Origin of the sequence: Bradyrhizobium sp. PRIMUS42 (genome assembly GCF_023006515.1) — a bacterium.
Taxonomy (GTDB): domain Bacteria; phylum Pseudomonadota; class Alphaproteobacteria; order Rhizobiales; family Xanthobacteraceae; genus Bradyrhizobium.
The window spans coordinates 1-420 of record NZ_JALBGZ010001625.1 but is presented as its reverse complement, the minus strand read 5'-3'; the positions used below and the strand labels follow the sequence as shown (position 1 = coordinate 420).

Below are 420 nucleotides of genomic sequence, written 5' to 3'. Positions count from 1 at the left end.
CGCCACGCTGTACGTCACGCTGGAGCCGTGCTCGCATTTCGGCAAGTCGCCGCCTTGTGCCGATGCGGTAATCGCTGCCGGGATCAAGCGGGTGGTGTCGGCGATCGAGGATCCCAATCCTGAGGTCGCGGGGCAGGGGCATGCGCGCCTGCGCGCCGCCGGCATCACGGTAGATTTGGGCCTGTGCGCGGCGGAAGCCGCATTCGACCATGCCGGGCATTTCCGCCGTATCCGGGACAAGCGTCCGCATGTGATCCTGAAGCTCGCGGTCTCGCCCGACGGCAAGATCGGCGCTGCCGGCGGCAAGCCGGTGGTGATCACCGGCGAAGCGGCGCGCAATCGCGTGCATCTGCTCCGCGCCCAGAGCGATGCGATCCTGGTCGGCATCGGCACGGTGCAGGCGGACGATCCGCTGCTTAC

Annotated in this window: 1 protein-coding gene; it reads left to right on the top strand. The window is 68.3% G+C overall.

What is annotated here, in order from left to right:
* The coding region (gene ribD, locus MOV75_RS41985; protein ID WP_247008765.1) for a bifunctional diaminohydroxyphosphoribosylaminopyrimidine deaminase/5-amino-6-(5-phosphoribosylamino)uracil reductase RibD at positions 1–420 on the top strand (420 nt) is incomplete at both ends.